The following is a 938-nucleotide window of genomic DNA, read 5'->3' on the forward strand; positions in this document are numbered from 1 at the left end:
GTCAAGTCATCTGCCGGTACGTATACCGCCTGAATTGACGTGATCGAACCCGTCTTCGTAGACGTGATGCGCTCTTGAAGTACACCCATCTCTTCTGCGAGTGTAGGCTGGTAACCTACCGCTGAAGGCATACGACCAAGTAGGGCCGATACCTCTGTACCCGCTAGCGTGTAACGATAGATGTTGTCTACGAACAGTAGTACATCTTTACCTTCATCACGGAACTTCTCAGCCATAGTCAGACCGGTCAGAGCAACACGAAGTCTGTTTCCTGGCGGCTCGTTCATCTGTCCGTAAACCATTGCTACCTTGGATTCCGTAGGGTTCTCCAAGTTAACAACGCCTGCTTCCTGCATCTCGTGGTAGAAATCGTTACCTTCTCGAGTACGCTCGCCAACACCTGCAAATACAGAAAGTCCTGAGTGCTTCAAAGCTATGTTGTTGATAAGCTCCATCATGTTTACGGTTTTACCAACACCGGCACCACCGAACAGACCGACTTTACCACCTTTCGCAAATGGGCAGACCAAGTCGATTACCTTGATGCCTGTTTCGAGAAGCTCAGCACTTGCTGCCTGCTCAGCGTAGGTTGGTGCTTTACGGTGGATAGGCATACGCTCTTGCTCACCGATTTCACCGCGCTCGTCGATTGGACGTCCAAGAACGTCCATGATACGACCTAGCGTTTCCGTACCAACCGGTACAGAAATAGGTGCGCCTGAATTAGCTACTTGAAGGCCACGTTTAAGACCTTCGGTGCTTCCCATTGCGATGGTACGAACAATACCATCACCTAATTGCTGTTGAACTTCCAAAGTGGTTTCGCCACCATCGACAGTCAACGCATCATAAACATTAGGTACGGAATCGCGCGCGAACTCGACGTCAATAACCGCCCCAATAATTTGTACGATACTTCCGCTACTCATGTTCGGTTC

Annotated in this window: 1 protein-coding gene; it reads right to left on the minus strand. The window is 49.9% G+C overall.

The features are described from left to right. Positions 1–929: F0F1 ATP synthase subunit beta (gene atpD, locus A3751_RS14845; RefSeq protein ID WP_068457531.1), on the minus strand; the 929-nt coding region annotated here is incomplete at its 3' end. Positions 930–938 lie beyond the last annotated feature (9 nt).

It is taken from the genome of Oleiphilus sp. HI0080, from assembly GCF_001635135.1.